Origin of the sequence: Methylobacterium sp. J-068 (genome assembly GCF_022829445.1) — a bacterium.
GTDB lineage: Bacteria > Pseudomonadota > Alphaproteobacteria > Rhizobiales > Beijerinckiaceae > Methylobacterium.
The window spans coordinates 69,564-86,129 of sequence record NZ_JAKSXY010000122.1; the positions used below are offsets into that span (position 1 = coordinate 69,564).

The 16,566-nt window shown below is 71.5% G+C and carries 14 protein-coding genes; 10 read left to right on the forward strand and 4 right to left on the reverse strand.

Going from position 1 to position 16,566, the window contains the following annotated elements; translation table 11 throughout:
• Nucleotides 1-104 precede the first annotated feature (104 nt).
• Both cueR and MKK54_RS20595 read right to left on the reverse strand, forming a co-directional pair.
• Nucleotides 105-587, reverse strand: coding sequence for a Cu(I)-responsive transcriptional regulator (gene cueR, locus MKK54_RS20590; protein ID WP_244013719.1), 483 nt, complete (start codon nt 585-587; stop codon nt 105-107).
• Nucleotides 584-3,058 (reverse strand): heavy metal translocating P-type ATPase, encoded by a 2,475-nt coding sequence (locus tag MKK54_RS20595; RefSeq protein WP_244013721.1) that lies wholly within the window; start codon nt 3,056-3,058, stop codon nt 584-586. Before MKK54_RS20595 ends, cueR begins: the two co-directional genes overlap by 4 nt.
• Nucleotides 3,059-3,220: 162 nt before the next feature.
• Here MKK54_RS20595 and MKK54_RS20600 point away from each other — a divergent pair, with 162 nt between their 5' ends.
• The 4 genes from MKK54_RS20600 to MKK54_RS20615 all read left to right on the forward strand — a co-directional run bounded on the left by MKK54_RS20600 (nt 3,221) and on the right by MKK54_RS20615 (nt 4,988).
• Nucleotides 3,221-3,952, forward strand: a complete 732-nt coding sequence (locus MKK54_RS20600; RefSeq protein WP_244013723.1) for a response regulator — start codon at nt 3,221-3,223, stop codon at nt 3,950-3,952.
• On the forward strand, nt 3,952-4,167 hold the full coding sequence (locus MKK54_RS20605) for a hypothetical protein (RefSeq protein WP_244013725.1): 216 nt from the start codon (nt 3,952-3,954) through the stop codon (nt 4,165-4,167). The genes MKK54_RS20600 and MKK54_RS20605 overlap by 1 nt, the downstream gene beginning before the upstream one ends.
• A 67-nt stretch (nt 4,168-4,234) precedes the next feature.
• The gene (locus MKK54_RS20610; protein ID WP_244013727.1) at nt 4,235-4,552 is read left to right on the forward strand and encodes a sensor histidine kinase; all 318 of its coding nucleotides are present in this window, start codon (nt 4,235-4,237) and stop codon (nt 4,550-4,552) included.
• A gap of 172 nt (nt 4,553-4,724) precedes the next feature.
• The gene (locus MKK54_RS20615) at nt 4,725-4,988 is read left to right on the forward strand and encodes a GCG_CRPN prefix-to-repeats domain-containing protein (RefSeq protein ID WP_244013729.1); all 264 of its coding nucleotides are present in this window, start codon (nt 4,725-4,727) and stop codon (nt 4,986-4,988) included.
• 10 nt (nt 4,989-4,998) lie between these two features.
• On the opposite strand, the gene MKK54_RS20620 is transcribed toward MKK54_RS20615, so the two are convergent.
• Complete coding sequence (locus MKK54_RS20620; protein WP_244013731.1) at nt 4,999-7,503, reverse strand: PBP1A family penicillin-binding protein; 2,505 nt, start codon at nt 7,501-7,503, stop codon at nt 4,999-5,001.
• Nucleotides 7,504-7,768: 265 nt separating this feature from the next.
• On the opposite strand from MKK54_RS20620, the gene MKK54_RS20625 reads away from it, so the two are divergent.
• Together MKK54_RS20625 and MKK54_RS20630 are read left to right on the forward strand one after the other, a co-directional pair.
• The gene (locus tag MKK54_RS20625) at nt 7,769-8,986 is read left to right on the forward strand and encodes an HlyD family secretion protein (protein ID WP_244013733.1); all 1,218 of its coding nucleotides are present in this window, start codon (nt 7,769-7,771) and stop codon (nt 8,984-8,986) included.
• Nucleotides 8,983-10,629 (forward strand): DHA2 family efflux MFS transporter permease subunit, encoded by a 1,647-nt coding sequence (locus tag MKK54_RS20630; protein WP_409564215.1) that lies wholly within the window; start codon nt 8,983-8,985, stop codon nt 10,627-10,629. The genes MKK54_RS20625 and MKK54_RS20630 overlap by 4 nt, the downstream gene beginning before the upstream one ends.
• Before the next feature lie 36 nt (nt 10,630-10,665).
• Here the strand turns inward: MKK54_RS20630 and MKK54_RS20635 are convergent, their stop codons facing one another.
• Nucleotides 10,666-11,835 (reverse strand): lytic transglycosylase domain-containing protein, encoded by a 1,170-nt coding sequence (locus MKK54_RS20635; protein ID WP_313898404.1) that lies wholly within the window; start codon nt 11,833-11,835, stop codon nt 10,666-10,668.
• A gap of 356 nt (nt 11,836-12,191) precedes the next feature.
• Here MKK54_RS20635 and MKK54_RS20640 point away from each other — a divergent pair, with 356 nt between their 5' ends.
• The 4 genes from MKK54_RS20640 to MKK54_RS20655 are packed head-to-tail and all read left to right on the forward strand — an operon-like array spanning nt 12,192 to nt 16,552.
• A complete protein-coding gene (locus tag MKK54_RS20640) occupies nt 12,192-13,382 on the forward strand; it encodes an inositol-3-phosphate synthase (protein ID WP_244013737.1) in 1,191 nt (396 codons plus the stop codon).
• Nucleotides 13,382-14,305: an HD domain-containing protein gene (locus tag MKK54_RS20645; RefSeq protein ID WP_244013739.1), complete on the forward strand. Its 924-nt coding sequence runs from the start codon at nt 13,382-13,384 to the stop codon at nt 14,303-14,305. Before MKK54_RS20640 ends, MKK54_RS20645 begins: the two co-directional genes overlap by 1 nt.
• A gap of 46 nt (nt 14,306-14,351) precedes the next feature.
• On the forward strand, nt 14,352-15,536 hold the full coding sequence (locus MKK54_RS20650) for a class I SAM-dependent methyltransferase (protein WP_244013741.1): 1,185 nt from the start codon (nt 14,352-14,354) through the stop codon (nt 15,534-15,536).
• Nucleotides 15,536-16,552, forward strand: a complete 1,017-nt coding sequence (locus tag MKK54_RS20655; RefSeq protein WP_244013743.1) for a Gfo/Idh/MocA family protein — start codon at nt 15,536-15,538, stop codon at nt 16,550-16,552. The genes MKK54_RS20650 and MKK54_RS20655 overlap by 1 nt, the downstream gene beginning before the upstream one ends.
• Nucleotides 16,553-16,566: the final 14 nt, after the last annotated feature.

A 16,566-nucleotide genomic window follows, 5' to 3' on the forward strand; every position in this document is an offset into this window, starting at 1 on the left:
GACTTTCGAGAGGCGACGGCTCTCAAGACGGGACGCGCCGGAGTTACGACGGCGCTTCCTCAGCAAACAAGAGGCCAGCAGCAAACAAGAGGCCAGGGGCGCGGTCAACGCGACCGAAGCGGCAACGCGGACGCTTTGCCGGCGCGACTCCCCCGCGTCGGTGTCGCGGCCGGCTTCGGAGGGGGCCCGGCGGCGAGATCGTCGAGGATCGGGCAGTCCGGCCGGGCATCCCCGCCGCAATGGGCCGCGAGATCCTCCAGCGTGCGGGCCATGTCCTCCAGCGCGTCGATACGACGGCGCAGGTCGGTCACGTGCGCCAGCGCCAGCGCCCGCACCTCGGCGCTCGCCCGCGCCCGGTCGTGCCAGAGGGCGAGCAGCGCCCGGATGTCCTCCACCGCGAAGCCGAGGTCGCGGGCCCGGCGCACGAAGCGCAGGGCGTGCAGATCGGACGCCACGTAGAGGCGGTAGCCGCTGCGTGTGCGCGCGGCCGGGGCGATCAGCCCGGTCTCCTCGTAGTAGCGGATCATCTTGGCCGAGACGCCGGTGGCACGGGCGGCCTCGCCGATGGTGACGGGCGCCCCGCTCATGCGGCGGCCCGGCGCAGGCGCAGGGCATTGGCCAGTACGAACACGCTCGACAGGGCCATGGCGCCGGCCGCGAGCACCGGCGAGAGCAGCGGCCCGCCGAAGGCGTGGAGCAGGCCCGCCGCCACCGGAATCAGCGCGACGTTGTAGGCGAAGGCCCAGAACAGGTTCTGGCGGATGTTGCGCATGACCGCGCGCGAGAGCCGGATGGCGGTGACGATGCCGCCGAGCGCGCCCGACATCAGCACCACGTCGGCGCTCTCCACCGCGATGTCGGTGCCGGTGCCGATGGCGAGGCCGACATCCGCCTCGGCGAGCGCCGGCGCGTCGTTGATGCCGTCGCCCACGAAGGCGACCGGGCCGTGGCGTTCGCGCAGGGCCTGAACCGCCGCAACCTTGCCGCCGGGCAGGATCTCGGAAGAGACCTCCGCGATGCCGAGCCGGCGGGCCACGGCCTCGGCCGGCCCGCGCGCATCCCCGGTGATCATCGCCACCGCGAGGCCCCGCGCTCGCAGGTCCGCCACGATCTCGGCCGCGCCCGGTTTGATCGGATCGGCGACCGCCACGAGGGCGGCGAGGTGCCCGTCGAGCGCGACGTGGAGCGGGCTGCGTCCCTCCGCGCCGAGGCGGGCGGCCTCGACGTCGAGCCCCTCCGCCGCGATCCCGAGGCGATCGAGGAAGCGCCGCGCGCCGACGACCACTCGCCGGCCGTCGACGATGCCGGCGATGCCGTAGCCGGGTTCGGCCTCGAAGGCGCTCACCTCGCCGAGGGCGAGGCCCTTCGCCTCGGCCGCCGCCACGATGCTGCGGGCGATCGGGTGCTCGGAGCGCGATTCGAGGCTCGCGGCGAGGCGCAGGGTCTCGTCGGCGTCGAGACCGGGCATGGGGATCAGGTCGGTCAGCGTCGGTCGCCCCTCCGTCAGGGTGCCGGTCTTGTCGAGGGCGACGACCCGGACCTCGCGCAGGCGCTGGAGCGCGCCGCCGTTGCGGAAGAGTACGCCGCGCTCCGCCGCGCGCCCCGTGCCGACCATGATCGAGGTCGGGGTCGCCAGACCCATGGCGCAGGGGCAGGCGATGATGAGCACCGCGATGGCGTTGACGAGCGCGAAGCCGAGCGCCGGGCTCGGGCCGAGGGCGAACCAGGCGGCGAAGGTGAGGAGGGCGGCGCCGATCACGGCGGGCACGAACCAGCCCGTCACGCGGTCGACCAGGGCCTGGATCGGGAGCTTGGCCCCTTGCGCCGCCTCGACCATGCGGACGATCCGCGCCAGCACCGTGTCGGCCCCGACGGAGGTCACCCGCAGGTCGAAGCTGCCGTTCGTGTTCAGCGTGCCGCCCACCACCGCGTCGCCGGGTGCCTTGGCGACCGGCACCGGCTCGCCGGTCACCATGCTCTCGTCGACGTAGCTCGCGCCCGAGACCAGAACGCCGTCGGCCGCCACGCGCTCGCCGGGCCGGACCCGGACCACGTCGCCGATGGTCAGGGCCCCCTGCGCCACCTCGCCCTCGCGGCCATCGCGGATCACGCGCGCGGTGGCGGGCGCGAGGCCGACGAGGCGGGCGATCGCCGCGCCCGTGCGGCCCTTGGCGCCCGCCTCCAGGGTTCGCCCGAGCAGGATCAGCGTGACGATGAGGACCGCCGCCTCGAAGTAGAGATGCGCCGTGCCGGGGGGCAGCGATCCGGGCGCCAGCACCGAGACCAGGGAATAGAGGTAGGCGGCTCCGGCCCCGAGGGCCACGAGGGGGTTCATGTCCGGGTGCCCGCGCAGCAGGTTCGGGATGCCCTGGCGGAAGAAGCGCGCGCCGGGCCCGGCGAGGACCAGCGTGGCCAGGACGGCCTGGAGCAGCCCGGCCCCCGTGCCGCCGAGCGCGCCGTGGACCGCCTGCGCGAAGCCCGGCACGAGGTGCCCGCCCATGTCGAGGATCACCACCGGAGCCGCGAGGACGGCCGCCCGGATCACGTCGCGGCGGAGGCGCGCGCCCTCCTCGGAGCGCCGCGCCGCGCGCGTGTCGGGCGTCGCCTCGGCAATGGTCAGCGGCTCGTACCCGGCCTTGGCGATGGCGGCCTCCAGCTCCGCCCGCGAGACCAGCCCCTCGGGGTGGCGTATCTCGGCGCGCCCCGTGACGAGGTTCACGGAGGCGTCCGCGACGTTCGGAACGGACCGCAAGGCCCGCTCGACGCGGCCGACGCAGGCCGCGCAGGACAGGCCCGCCACCCCCACCGTGGTGACGGCCTCCGGTACGGCGTAGCCGGCCCGCCGGATGGCCTCGACCGCCTCGGCATCCGCCCCGGTCAGGCGCAGGTCGGCCCGCCCGGTCGCGAGGTTGACGGCGATCTCGGAGGCCCCGGATACCCGCGCGAGGGCGCGCTCGACCCGCCCGACGCAGGAGGCGCAGGAGAGGCCCTCCACGGGAATGCTGAGGCGGCGGCCGGGCGCGGGGACGACGGGGTTCGGGCTCTGGCGATTGTCCATGCCCCCTCATGTGGGGCTTCCCACGGTGGGAAGGTCAAGGGCATCGCGTGGCTGCGACGGGTTGCCGCCACGGAGGACGGGAGGGCGCGCAGCCGATGTAACGTTGTGTGACAGCGGCGGCTTTCCCGTTGCCGGACCCGGGCGGCTCCCTATGGTCGGGCCATGAACGAGGACACCACGATCGCGATCGTCGAGGATGACGGCGACATCCGCGCCCTCCTCGCGGGCTACCTGGAGGGCGAGGGCTTTCGCGTCGTGAGCCTCGAGGGCGGCGCGAGCCTCGACCGGCTGCTGGCGCGGGGGCCGGCGCCCGATCTCGTCGTGCTCGACTGGATGCTGCCCGGCGAGGATGGCCTGTCGATCTGCCGGCGCCTGCGGGAAGCGGGTGGTCCGCCCATCGTGATGCTGACCGCCAAGGACGAGGACATCGACCGGGTGCTCGGCCTGGAGATGGGGGCCGACGACTACGTGTCGAAGCCGTTCAACCCGCGCGTCCTGCTCGCCCGCATCCGGGCCGTGCTGCGCCGCGCGCGCGGCGGCCCGATGCCGGACGTGGCCGCGCCGGAGCGGCTGCGCGTCGGCGACCTCACGATCGACGTCGCCGCGCGGACGGTGCGGTCCGGACCGGAGGGCGCCGAGGTTCCGCTCACCAGCGCGGAATACGACCTCCTGCACTGCTTCGTCACGCGCCCGCAGCGGGTGCTCTCGCGCGACCAGCTCCTCGACTGGACGCGGGGCCGGTCGGCGGACGCCTTCGACCGGACCATCGACGTGCAGGTGAGCCGGCTGCGTCACCGGCTCGATGCGTCCGGCAGCGGTGTTGCCGCGCTCCTGAAGACCGTGCGAAACGCCGGCTACATCCTGGCCGCGCCCGTGGCGGCGGTTGGCTCCTGATGGGCCGGATCGGCCTGCTCGGCCGGATCATGCCGATCCTGCTGGGTGCCCTCTCGATCCTGGTGCTCGCCACCGTCGCCCTCGACCGCTGGCAGCGGAGCCAGGAGCAGTCGCCCTACGCCACGCGCTTTCCCGCGTCGATCAGGCGGCGAGCATCGTCAGCCTGCTGCGGGATTCCGACCCAGCGCTGCGGTCAGCGATCCTCAGGGCGGTGACGGGCGAGGCCCTGAAGGCCGAGATCCTGGACACGGCCCCGGACGAGACCGGGCTGATCCGCGAACCGTGATCGCCAACCTGATCGAGAACGGCGTGAAGTTCGGGCGGTTCTCCGTCGCGGTCGCGGTCGCGGTCGCGCGGGCCGGGCGCACCTGCCGCGCCACCGTCGAGGACGACGGGCCGGGCATCGCCGAGGACGAGCGCGTGGCGGTGTTCAGCCCCTTCTACCGCATCAAGCGATCGCGGAACCGCCGCACCGGCGGCAGCGGCCTCGGCCTCGCCATCGTGCGGCAGATCGTGGAGGCGCATGGCGGCACGGTGGAGGCCGGCGCGGGCGGGCTCGGCGGCGCGCGCCTCACCCTGGTCCTGCCGCTGGAGCCGTGAGGCCGACACGAAACGTCACGCAACGTTACATGCGGCGGCATTCCCGTCACAGGCGGGCAGACACCATGGGCGAACCTGTCCTCACACCGCGGCGACCAACGATGCCGGCGCGTGGGGCAGAGCGGTTCACGACCCGCCCGGCCCGGTTCGAGACACCGGATGGAGTTCACGCATGTTGAAGTCATTTCTCTCCGCGACAATCCTCGCCTTCGCGGTGGCGGCGCCCGCCAGCGCCCTGCCGCTCGACAACGCGGTCGCGACGGGGGCCGGGGACGCGCGGATCATCCAGGTCTATGGCGGCTGCGGCCCCTACGGCCATCGCGGGCCCTATGGCGGCTGCCGCCGGGGCGGACAGTGGGGTGGCTATGTCCGGGGCCGCGCCTGCCCGCCCGGCTTCCATCTCGGTCCCTACGGACGTCGCTGCTGGCCGAACTGACGGAGGAGCCTTAGCGCCGCCGTCCCCAGAGGCCCGCCCGCTCGGAACGGGCCTGCTCCTCGGCGGCCAGCAGATCGGCGGGCGCGTCCTCGGCGGCCCGGGCCCCGCCGGCCGTGAGGATGAGCGATGCGAGGTCGTCGCCGTCGATCTGGCAGCGTAGCTGCTCGGTGCTCGCCTCGGCCCCGGCGGCCGGGGCGCAGCTCACCTCGCGGCGGCGGAGGTAGCGGGCGAGCTGACGGGCCAGGGCCCCGCCCTCCCCGTCCACGCCCAGGAGGCGCACGGTCCGGCCCCGGAAGGCCAGCGTGCCGGTATCGATCACGTCGGGCACGCCGCGCACGCCCGGAGCGGCCGTGTTCGTGGCGACCTCCCTGGCCGGCGCCGGTTCGGCCCGGGCCGTCGAGGGGCGCTTGCGGCCCTTGGCCAGCTGCGCCGTGGCCCGCTGCACGAAATCGCGGAAAATGCTGGCCGGGATGTCGCCGCCGCCGACGCGGTTCATGGAGGAATTGTCGTCGTTGCCGACCCAGATGCCCACGATGAGGTCCGGCGTCATGCCGACGAACCAGGCGTCGCGGTAATCCTGCGTCGTGCCGGTCTTTCCGCCGACGGGAAGGCCCTGGACGCGGGCACCCTTGCCCGTGCCGGAATCGACCACGGCCTGGAGCGAATCGAGCATCATCGCCCGGCTTTCGGCGGAGAGCGCGGTGCCGGCCTTGGCGTCGGCGCGCAGATACAGCGGCTGCGGCTGGGCGCCCCGGATGGCATGGACGCCGTGGACGTCCACCGGCGCCGACCCGGCCAGCACCCCCGCATAGGCGCGGGTCATTTCCAGGAGCGTCACCTCGGCCGAGCCGAGCGCGAGGCTCGGCACGTTGGGGAGTTCGGACGTGACGCCCATCCGGCGCGCGGTGGCGATCACGGCCGGGATACCGACCTCGTCGGCGAGTTGCGCCGCCACCGTGTTGATCGACTGCGCGAAGGCGCTGCGCAGGGGCACCGCGCCCTTGAAGCGGCCGGTGGAATTCTGCGGCTCCCAATCGCCGATCTGGATCGGGCGGTCGACCAGCACCGTGTCGGGGTTGAAGCCGGTCTCGTAGGCCGTGAGGTAGACGAAGAGCTTGAACAGCGAGCCGGCCTGGCGCTTGGCCTGGGTGGCGCGGTTGAACTGGCTGTCCTCGTAGTCGCGACCGCCCACCATGGCGAGGATCGCCCCCTCCTTGTTCAGCACCACGAGGGCCGCCTGGCTCGCCTTCTTCTTGGCCCCCTCGGCATCGAGGCGGCGGGCGACGACGCCCTCGGCGAGGCTCTGGAGATCGAGGTTGAGGGTCGTGCGGACGGTGACGTCGCCCGGCGCCTCGGCGAGCCGCTTCGCGTCGTTCGAGACCATGTCGAGGAAGTAGTTGGTGCCCGGCGGCGTCTCGGGCGGCGTGCGCAGGGTGATGGTCTGGGCGCGGGCCTTGTCGGCCTCGGCGGCGGTGATGGCGCCGGTCTCGACCATGGTCTGCAGCACCACGTCGGCGCGCTCCTTGGCGCCGCCGAAATTGCGCGTGGGGGCGAGTTGCGAGGGCGCGCGCACGAGCCCCGCCAGCATCGCGGCCTCGGGCAGGGTCAGGGCTTTGGCGCCCTTGCCGAAGTAGCGCCGGGCAGCGGCATCGATGCCGTAGGCGCCGGCCCCGAAATAGGCGGTGTTGAGGTAGCCGAGCAGGATCTCGTCCTTCGACATCGTCGCCTCGACCCGCAGGGCCAGGAACGCCTCCTGGATCTTGCGGCGCAGGCTCTTCTCCTGGGTCAGGGAGGTGAGCCGGACGTATTGCTGGGTGATGGTGGAGGCGCCCTCGCGCACGCCGCCGCCCACGACGTTGCGGTAGACCGCGCGCAGAATCCCGCGCGGGTCGATGCCCCAGTGGGAGCGGAAACGCCGGTCCTCGATGGCGATGACGGCCTGGGCGAGGTGAGGCGGCATCTCGGCGGCGGTGAGCTTCTCGCCCTGGAAGGCGCCGCGCGTGGCGAAGACCCGCCCGTCATCGGCCTCGACGGTCAGCGCCCGCTGGCCGGCCTCCGGCACGACGCCGCCCAGCGGCGGCAGGGTGGCGAAGCTGTAGAGGACGAGCCCCGCGAGCAGGGCCAGGGGGACCAGGACGAGCGCCAGGATCGCGGCGATCCAGGGCCGGCGGCGCAGGCGTAGGACGAGGGAGGTCTTCACCGAAGGCTCGGCGGCGCTCTCCATTCGAGGCTGGGCGGCGGGAAAGGCCGGACCGGGTTCGGCCGGACGTGCCTTGAACCGGCTCGCGAACCCCGCCCAGGCCGGCCCGGAGGCTCGCGTCGCACCGGCGATCCGGCGGCCCGCCCCCCGCGCGGCACCGGCCGCCAGGACACCGAGTTGGCGGCCCAGCACCTTCGCGGCGGCCGCGGCCTCGCGCGCTGCGGCGCGGGTCTCGTCGGCATCGCGGGTCTCAGGACCGGCCCGCGCCGGGTCCGGATGTTCGCGGCTCGGGCGTTCCGGGTCGGGAGGGGTCATCGGAAGCCATGGTCACGGGAACGGGCGAACGCCCGATCGGCCTCGATCGGTGCCGCCGGTCATCGAGCCGGTTCTAGACCATCTCCCGCCGGCAAAGCTACGCCGCTCCGACCCTGCCGAAGGCAATCCTGTCGAAGCGCGGACGGAAGCGCTTCGCCGCGCGACGGAACATTGGCTTGGGTTGCACCTTGATGCTCCTGAGGCGGGTGACCGAGTCTCGCGGGATGATTTCGCGAGGCTCTTCGTGCGTGCGGACCAGCAACCGATGCTTGAAGACCAGCAGGACGTGCGTCGGCGGACCGCACGCGGCGACGAGGCGCGACGCACAACGCCGGCCGAGGGCCGGAAAGACGATGCTCCCGAGGATGATCGCGACCGAGGCGTCGGCGCGGAATCAAAGCCGGACGACGACGCGACGTCCGGCTCCGGGAACGCCGCGTCCGAGGCGAAGAAACCCGGCGTCCTGCGCCGCCACCCGTTCTGGGCGATCGGCATCGCACTGGGGATCGTCGCCATCGCGGTCGGCGGGTACTTCTACTGGCTGATCCGCCTGCACCCGTTCGAATCCACCGACGACGCCTTCGTGGACGCGCGCCAGTTCTCGATCGCGCCGAAGGTCGCCGGCTACATCGTGGACACCCCGGTGACGGACAATCAGCACGTGGAGGCCGGCGCGGTCCTGTTCCAGATCGACCGGCGCGACTACGAGGTGGCGCTGGCCCAGGCCCGCGCGCAGGTGGCCTCGGCCGAGGCCTCGATCCGCAACTTCGACGCGCAGATCGAGGGCCAGAAGGCGCAGATCGAAGCCTCGCAATCGGAGGTGAAGCAGGCGGAAGCCTCGCTGAAATTCGCCCGCGAGGACGCGGCGCGCTACCGGGATCTCGCCGAGAAGGGTGCGGGCACGATTCAGCGCTCGCAATCCTCGACCTCCACCCTCGATCAGCAGCAGGCGGGCTTGGACCGGGCGCAGGCCAACCTCGCCGGTGCGCGCACCCAGGTGAACGCGCTCGCCGCGCAGAAGGCGGGCGCGGAGGCCAACCTCGCCATGGGCATGGCCCAGGTGGCGCAGGCCGAACTGAACCTCGGCTACACCACCGTGAGGGCCGCCCAGGCGGGACGGCTGGTGCAGCTTTCCGGCGCCAAGGGGCAGTTCGCGCAAGCCGGGCAGACCCTCTCAACCTTCGTGCCCGACGACATCTGGGTGATCGCGAACTACAAGGAGACGCAGATCACCGACATGCGGCCCGGCCAGCACGCCGATATCGAGATCGACGCCTATCCGGAGCGCAAGATCACCGGACACGTGGATTCGGTGCAGCCCGGCTCCGGCACCGCCTTCAGCCTGCTGCCGGCCCAGAACGCCACGGGCAATTACGTGAAGGTGGTCCAGCGCATCCCGGTCAAGATCGTCGTCGACCAGTGGCCCACCGACGTGTCCATCGGGCCCGGAATGTCGATCGTGCCCCGGGTCCACGTGCGATGAGCGCGGCCGCGTCCGCGCAGGGCGGCAAAGGCAACGGCGGTCAGGATACGGGCGAAAAAGCGGGCGCGATGCCGAAGGCGCCGGGTGGTCACAGCCCTTGGGCCATCGCCCTGGTGGTCTCGCTCGCCACCTTCATGGAGGTGCTCGACACCACCATCGCCAACGTGGCCCTGCGCTACATCTCAGGCGGGCTCGCGGTCGGACCTGACGAGGCGGCCTGGGTGGTGACGAGCTACCTCGTCGCCAACGCCATCGTACTCACGGCCTCGAGCTTCCTCGCCAAGCGCTTCGGCCGCAAGGCGTTCTTTATGTGGAGCATCGCGCTCTTCACCGTGGCCTCGGTGCTGTGCGGCTTCGCCTGGAACCTCGAATCGCTCCTCGTCTTCCGGGTGCTCCAGGGCCTCGGCGGCGGCGGCATGGCGCCGCTCGCCCAGTCGATCCTGGCGGATTCGTTTCCGCCGGCCAAGCGGGGCCAAGCCTTCGCGCTCTACGGCCTCGCCGTGGTGGTGGCTCCCGTCGTCGGGCCGACCCTGGGGGGCTGGCTCTCCGACAACGTCTCCTGGCACTGGTGCTTCCTCATCAACGGCCCGATCGGCCTGATCGCCCTCGGGCTGATGCACGTGCTGCTGGAGGATCCGCCGGGGGCCGTCGAGGAGCGCAGGCGCCTGCGCCGCGCGGGCGTGCGCTTCGACCTCGTCGGCTTCATTCTCGTCGCCACCTTCCTCGGGGCGCTCGAAGTCGTCCTCGACGAGGGCCAGCGCAAGGACTGGTTCGGCTCGAACTTCATCGTGATCTTCGCGGTGATCTGCGCCGTCGCCTTCGTGGCGATGATCCCCTGGGAACTCACCCGCAAGAACCCGGTCGTCGACCTGCGGCTGCTGGGCACCCGGCAGTTCGGCTCCTGCTTCCTCGTGATGATGGCCACGGGCGCCATCCTCATCGCGACGACGCAGTTCGTGCCGCAATTGGTGCAGGAATATTTCGGCTACACCGCGACGCTGGCCGGCCTCGTGCTGGCGCCCGGCGGCCTCGTCACCGTGTTCATGATGCTGGTGATCGGGCGCATCTCGGGCAAGGTCCAGCCGAAATACCTCATCGCGCTCGGCGCCGCGATCGTCTCGGCCGCCATGTACGACCTGACCCGGCTCTACGGGGACACGAGCTTCTGGTTCTTCGCCTGGTCGCGCATCTATATCGGCATCGGCCTGCCGATGATCTTCATCTCGATCACCGCCGCCTCCTACGAGGGCATCGACAAGTCGCAGACCGACCAGGCGTCGGCCCTGATCAACGTCGCGCGCAATGTCGGCGGCTCGATGGGCGTGAGCCTCGCCCAGAACGTGCTCGCCTACCGTCAGCAGTTCCACCAGAGCCGGCTCGGCGAGAGCATCAGCCCCGCCAACCCGAACTATCAGGACGCGCTGCGGACCGCGACGCAGTACTTCCAGACCCACGGGGCCAGCGGCGTCGAGGCCCGGAATCAGGCCATCGCCTGGATCGGCCAGCAGCTCCAGACGCAGGTGGCGTTCTGGGGCTACATCGACGTGTTCTGGTCCCTCTGCCTCGTCTCGGGAGCGGCGGTGCCGCTGGCCATGATCCTGAGCAAGGTCAAGCTCGGCGGCGGGGCGCCGGCCGGGCACTGACCCGCGCGACGACATCCGTTCGACGGCGAGGCCGTGTCACTCGGCCGGCGCGAGCGCCTCGGTGACGTGGACGCGCTTGGCCGCCACGTCCACCGGAGCCGCCTCCGATGCGGTGCGGATCTCCGATGCGGTGCCGATCTCCGAGAGCGTCACTTCGGTCTTCGGCTCCGGCGGGCTGAGCGCGGCGACGCCTTCGTACCGGTCCAGGCGGCGGTCGATCATGCCGCCGATCTTCTCGCGGACTTCGGCCACGGTGAGGCTGCGCCGGCCCTTGCCGGCCTTCTCGGTGAACAGGCTGCGGTTCGCCCTCGCGGCCGCCTTGAAGACCTGCTTGGCGACCTGATCCGGCTTCTCGGCGGTGAGCGCGAGGAAGCGGCCGGCACTCGCGGTCCCGAGGAAGTGCGCGAAGTAGAGTTCCGCCGTCGACAGGTCGCGGCCGATGCGCTGCTCGATCCGGCTCTTGTCGCGATTGATGAGTTCGCCCGCCATCAGGGCGGCGACGTAGGGGTCCTGGCGCAGGCGCAGCACGCGGGTGCGGGTGGCCTCGTCGGAAATCGTGATGGCGCCGCCGCGTCCCTTCACGGCCGCCGCCTCGTCGGCGAGCCCGTGCCGGGCGCCGTAGGTGCGGATGAGTTCGAGCCAGGTCCCGGTGAGGAACTGGAACAGGCCCTCGGCGGAGGAGGTCGACGCCTTCACCGTGGTGGAGAAGCTCGATTCCTTGTCGGCCAGCGCCATCATGTAGACCGGATCGACGCCGGTCTCCGAGGCCGCCCGCAGGATGGTGTCGACGATCTCGCGCGGCACCGCCATGTCGCCGAAGCGCAGGCGCTCGGCACCCGAGACATCGCGGCTCGGGGCGAGACTGGCGAGATCGCTCTCGATCAGTGCGAGGGTCGCGGGCTGCTGCTCGACGACGGGAACCCCGGCCCAGTCGGACACGTTGGGGGTTGCCCGTGTCGCATCGTTCTGTTCGCGGACCAGCGTCTGCGCGGTCATCGCGCGCTCGTCGATCCGGTCGTGCGCGGCCGCAGCGGGTGCCAGGGCGTTCTGCGGCAGGGCGGCGCCGAGGACGATGCCGGCGAACAGGGTCGCGCGGGTCCGGCGGCGAAGGGCGGCGAGATTCCGGCGCGCTCGGCGCTCGGTCCGGGGCAGCCACGCCACGGTGTCGTCTGCGTCGAAGGTCTCGTTGGGCACGAGACGGCTCACGTCGTCGGCGCGAGGCGCCGGCTCCGGGAAAACCCCCATCATTGGTCCTTGTTCGTGCCGCTGCCTTCATGGGCGCGGCTTCGATCCGTTCAGCGAGGGGACGTCTCGCCGGTCGCTGTGACCAGAATGGGACAGCTCCGTGATTCAACGGTGGCAGCCTTAACGTCCGGTTAAGGCATTGTATTTACAGAATTTTAACGGTTCGTTCGGACGCCGTTCACGCGAACCGCGTCAAAAAGGCGTCCTGGCCAGGGTTGGAACACAGCCACAGCGGACCAGTTAGTGAGGGCCGAGCGGAATGGCCTGCGCGTTGGTCACGGCTGTCGTTCGACCCGAAGGAAGGAAGTCGTTTTCCAATGAGCATGCAGACCGGTCGCCGCGTCGGCGTTGCTTTCGTTGGCATGGGTGGCGCTGTCGCCACCACCGCCATCGCTGGCATCGAGATGATCAAATCTGGATCGAACCGGCTTGACGGCCTGCCCCTCGCGGGCGTCGCGGTCGCCGGAATGGCCGACTACAAGGACCTCGTGTTCGGCGGCTGGGACCTGAACGACGACGACCTCGCCTCCGCCGCGACGGGTCACGGCGTCCTCACCGTCCAGGACATCGAGAACGGCGCCCAGGTCCTCAAGGGCATCAAGCCCTGGCCCGCAGTCGGCAGCGCCAAGTTCTGCAAGAACATCGAGGGTGCCAACCGCATCGTCGCGAAGGACCACCGCGAGGCGGTCTCGGTCATCGCCAACGACCTGCGCCGCTTCAAGGCCGAGAGCAATCTCGACGAGGTCGTGGTGATCAACCTCGCCTCCACCGAGCGCTGGCCCGACCTCACCGCCGCCGTGCTGAACTCGCCGGACGCCTTCGAGAAGGGCCTCGACAGCAGCGACGAGTCGATCAGCCCGGCGATGCTCTACGCCTACGCGGCGATCAAGAGCGGCGTGCCCTACGCCAACTTCACCCCGAGCGTCGCCGCCGACGTGCCGGCCCTCCTCGAACTCGCCCGGGAGCTGAACGTGCCCGTGGCGGGCAAGGACGGCAAGACCGGCCAGACCATGATGAAGACCGTGCTGGCCCCCGCCCTCAAGGCACGCGCCCTGCACGTGGACGGCTGGTTCTCCACCAACATCCTCGGCAACCGCGACGGCCTCGCGCTGAACGACAAGGACTCGCTCCAGTCGAAGCTCAACACCAAGGGCACGGTGCTGGATTCGATCCTCGGCTATCCGGTCGAGGACCATCTGGTCCACATCCACTATTACCGTCCGCGCGGCGACGACAAGGAGGCCTGGGACAACATCGACGTCAGCGGCTTCATGGGCCAGCGCATGCAGATCAAGGTCAACTTCCTCTGCAAGGACTCGATCCTGGCCGCGCCCCTCGTCATCGAGATCGCGCGCGTGCTCGAACTCGCCAAGAAGCGCGGCGACGGTGGCGTGCAGGAGCAGCTTTCCAGCTTCTTCAAGGCGCCCATGGTGAAGAACGGCCGCGGCCCCGAGCATGATTTCGGCAAGCAGCAGACCATGCTGCTCGAGTGGCTCGGCGCCCACTGATGTCGGGCCTGACGGAGGGCGCCGGTCCCGCGGCCCCGCTGGCGCTTCGCGCCCTCCTCGTCGAGGTCAACGACCTCAAGCGCGTCCGCTCGGCGGGCCGCACCGGCTCGATCGCCGAGCGCCTGTTCGCGCAGGGTTGGAGCGCCCTCACGGGGGGTGCTTCGCCCGAGGCGGTCACCTTCGACATCACCGCCAAGGCCCTCGCCGCGGCGCGGCTCTGCGATCTCGACGCGGCGTTCCTCGCCGCGGCCGGGCTCGACGGGCCGGCGGTGGCGGATGTGCTGGTCGCCGGCTTCGATGCCGTGACCGGCGAGATCGAAACCGGCTTGCGGGACCGGCTCCGCGCCGCGTTGCGCCAGCCCGCCGAATTTGCGCAAGGCCCCCTGCCGGGCTTCGTCGCGGCCCTGGCGCACCAGCCGCGCGCTGGCGTCACCTGTCCGGGCAAGCCCCGCATCCTGCTGGAGCCGCCCGAGAATCACGCCGAGCACTGCCTGATGGTGGCGGTCTACGGCGTCGTTCTCAGCCCGTTCTACCGGGCCGACCCGACCACGGTCTTCCTCGCCGCCATGGCGCATCACTTCCACAACGCGGCGATGCCGGATGCGGGCTTCACCGGGGAGATGCTCCTCGGCGACCACCTCCTGCCGATCATGGCGCGGACGACGCAATGGGCGCTCGACGAACTCGATCCGACCCTGCGCGAGACCGTCGCGCGCGCGCGCGGCGTCCTGCCGGACGACGCCACGGCGGAGGGCCGCGCCTTCCATGCCGCCGACTGCATCGACCGTGTGCTGCAGATCGCCCAGCACCTGCGCGCCGCGACCCTGACCATGGGCACGGTGCTGGACGAGATGGAACTCGTCCATGCCGGTCCCGTGAAGGGCTTCCATGACCGGGTGCTGACGGACATGCAGATTCCGTGATTCCACGTCCGGTGATCCAACCTCGCGACCGCGCGGGCGCTCCGTCATGATCCCCTTCGATCTTCGCTCGCCGGAATCCGGCGAACCGCTCAAGGCCGATACGCCCCACTCGCTGCGCGAGGCGAAGAGCGGGGCGCGCTGGCCCGTCATCGACGGCATTCCCTACCTGCGGACCAACCGGGCCGAACTCGTCACGCGGACCCTCGCGCTGCTCGATGCGGGCGAGACGGACCGCGCCCTCGAAGGCCTGCTCGCCGACCAGGACGACTGGTGGACCGGCCCGCCGGCCGATCCCCTCGACCTGCACGAACTCGTGCGCGAGCGCGACGGGCGCTCCCTGCGCGATGCCGTCCGCCTGCTCGGCTGGGGTCGGGTCGGCGACTACTTCCTGCACCGCTGGACGGACCCGACCTTCCTGGCCGGGCTGACGCTGCTCGAGGCGCATTGGAACGACCCGGTCTGCGTCTTCGAGTTCGCCTGCGGCATCGGCCATTACCTGCGCGAATTCCAGACGCGCGGCATCAAGGTCGCGGGCGCCGACGTGGTCTTCGCAAAGCTCTGGGTCGCTCGTCACTGGGTGGTGGGCAAGTCGGCCCAACTCGTCTGCTTCGACGCCGGATCGGAGCATTGGCCGATCCCGGGCGCGCCGATCGACCTCGTGGTCTGCAACGATGCGTTCTACTTCCTCGACCGGAAGGCCGAGGTGCTGGAATGCCTGCGCCAGAACGCGGGCGACGACGGCTGGCTCGCCTTCAGCCACATCCACAACAGCGACCGCCCCGGCTTCTCCGCCGGGCGCGCCGTCTCCGCCGCCGAGATCGAGGACCTGTTCCCGGACGGTCTCGTCTACGACGACGACGAGTTGACCCGCGCCCTGGTGGAGCGGCGCGCGCCGTCCCCGCGGGCGCCGCAGGACCTCACCGGGGTCGAGGCGTTCTCGGTGGTGGCCGGGCCCGGCATGCGCCCGGCGCCGCGCGCGGTGATCGACGGCATCGCCATGCCGCGTCCCGGCCGGTCCCTGCCGCTCAACCCGCTCTATGCGTCCGATGCGGCTGGGCACCACGCCATCCACTGGCCGTCCGAGCGCTACGAGGCTGAATATGCCGGGCGCGCCACCTACCCGCCGACCTATGACGGGCCCGAGACGCTCGCCTGGACCGGGGGCGTCGAGGCGCCGGAGAGCGAGCAGGTCCGCGACCGGACCTATGTCGACCTGCCGGAGCGCTGGTGATGGACCCCATCGCCCAAGATCCGGTGCGCTGGGGGATCGTCGGCTACGGCTGGGTCGCGCGGGACTACATGGCGCCGGGCATCCGGGATGCCGGCCATCGGCTGGTCGCGGTGGCCGATCCGGGCGAGGCGTCCCGCGCGGCGGCCGAGGCCGAGGGCGCGCGGGCCTATGCGGACCTCCTCGACCTCGTGAACGATGCCAGCGTCGAGGCGGTCTACGTCGCGACGCCGAACCATCTCCACCGCGCGGCGATCGAGGCCCTGGCGGGATCCGGCAAGGCGATCCTGTGCGAGAAGCCGATGGCGGCCTGCCTGGCCGATGCCGAGGCCATGGTGGCGGCTCTGGGGGACGGCGAGACGTTCTACGGCACGGCCTTCGACCAGCGCCACCACCCGGCGCACCGCGTCATGCGCGATGCCATCCGCGAGGGGCGGCTCGGCACCGTGACGGCGATCCGGATCGTCTATGCCTGCTGGCTGCCACGGGCCTGGGCCTCCTTCACCGGCCAGGATAATTGGCGGATCGACCCGGCCAAGGCCGGCGGGGGCGCCCTGATGGACCTCGCGCCCCACGGCCTCGACCTCGTGGATTTCCTGCTCGACGAATCGATCCTGGATCTTGCCGCCCTGACCCAGGCGCGGGCGCAGGATTACGCCGTCGATGACGGCGCGCTCCTGATCGGGCGAACCGGATCGGGCGTGCTCGCCAACCTGCACGTCGCCTACAATTGTCCGGACGCCCTGCCCCGCCGCCGCCTCGAAGTGACGGGCACGCGGGGCATGCTGACGGCCATCGACACCGTGGGGCAGGTCGCGGGCGGCACCCTCGCCTTCACCGACGGGGCGACCGGCGCGTCCGAAGCCCTGCCCTTCGACGCGCAAGCCTCGCCCTTCCTCGAACAGGTGAAGGCCTTCGGCTCGGCCCTGCGCCGGCCGGCGGAGCGCGAGGCCTACAGCGCGACGCGCGATCTCCACACCATGCGCCTGCTGGCCCGAGCCTACGCGGCGCTGCCTTGAGGAACATCACGACC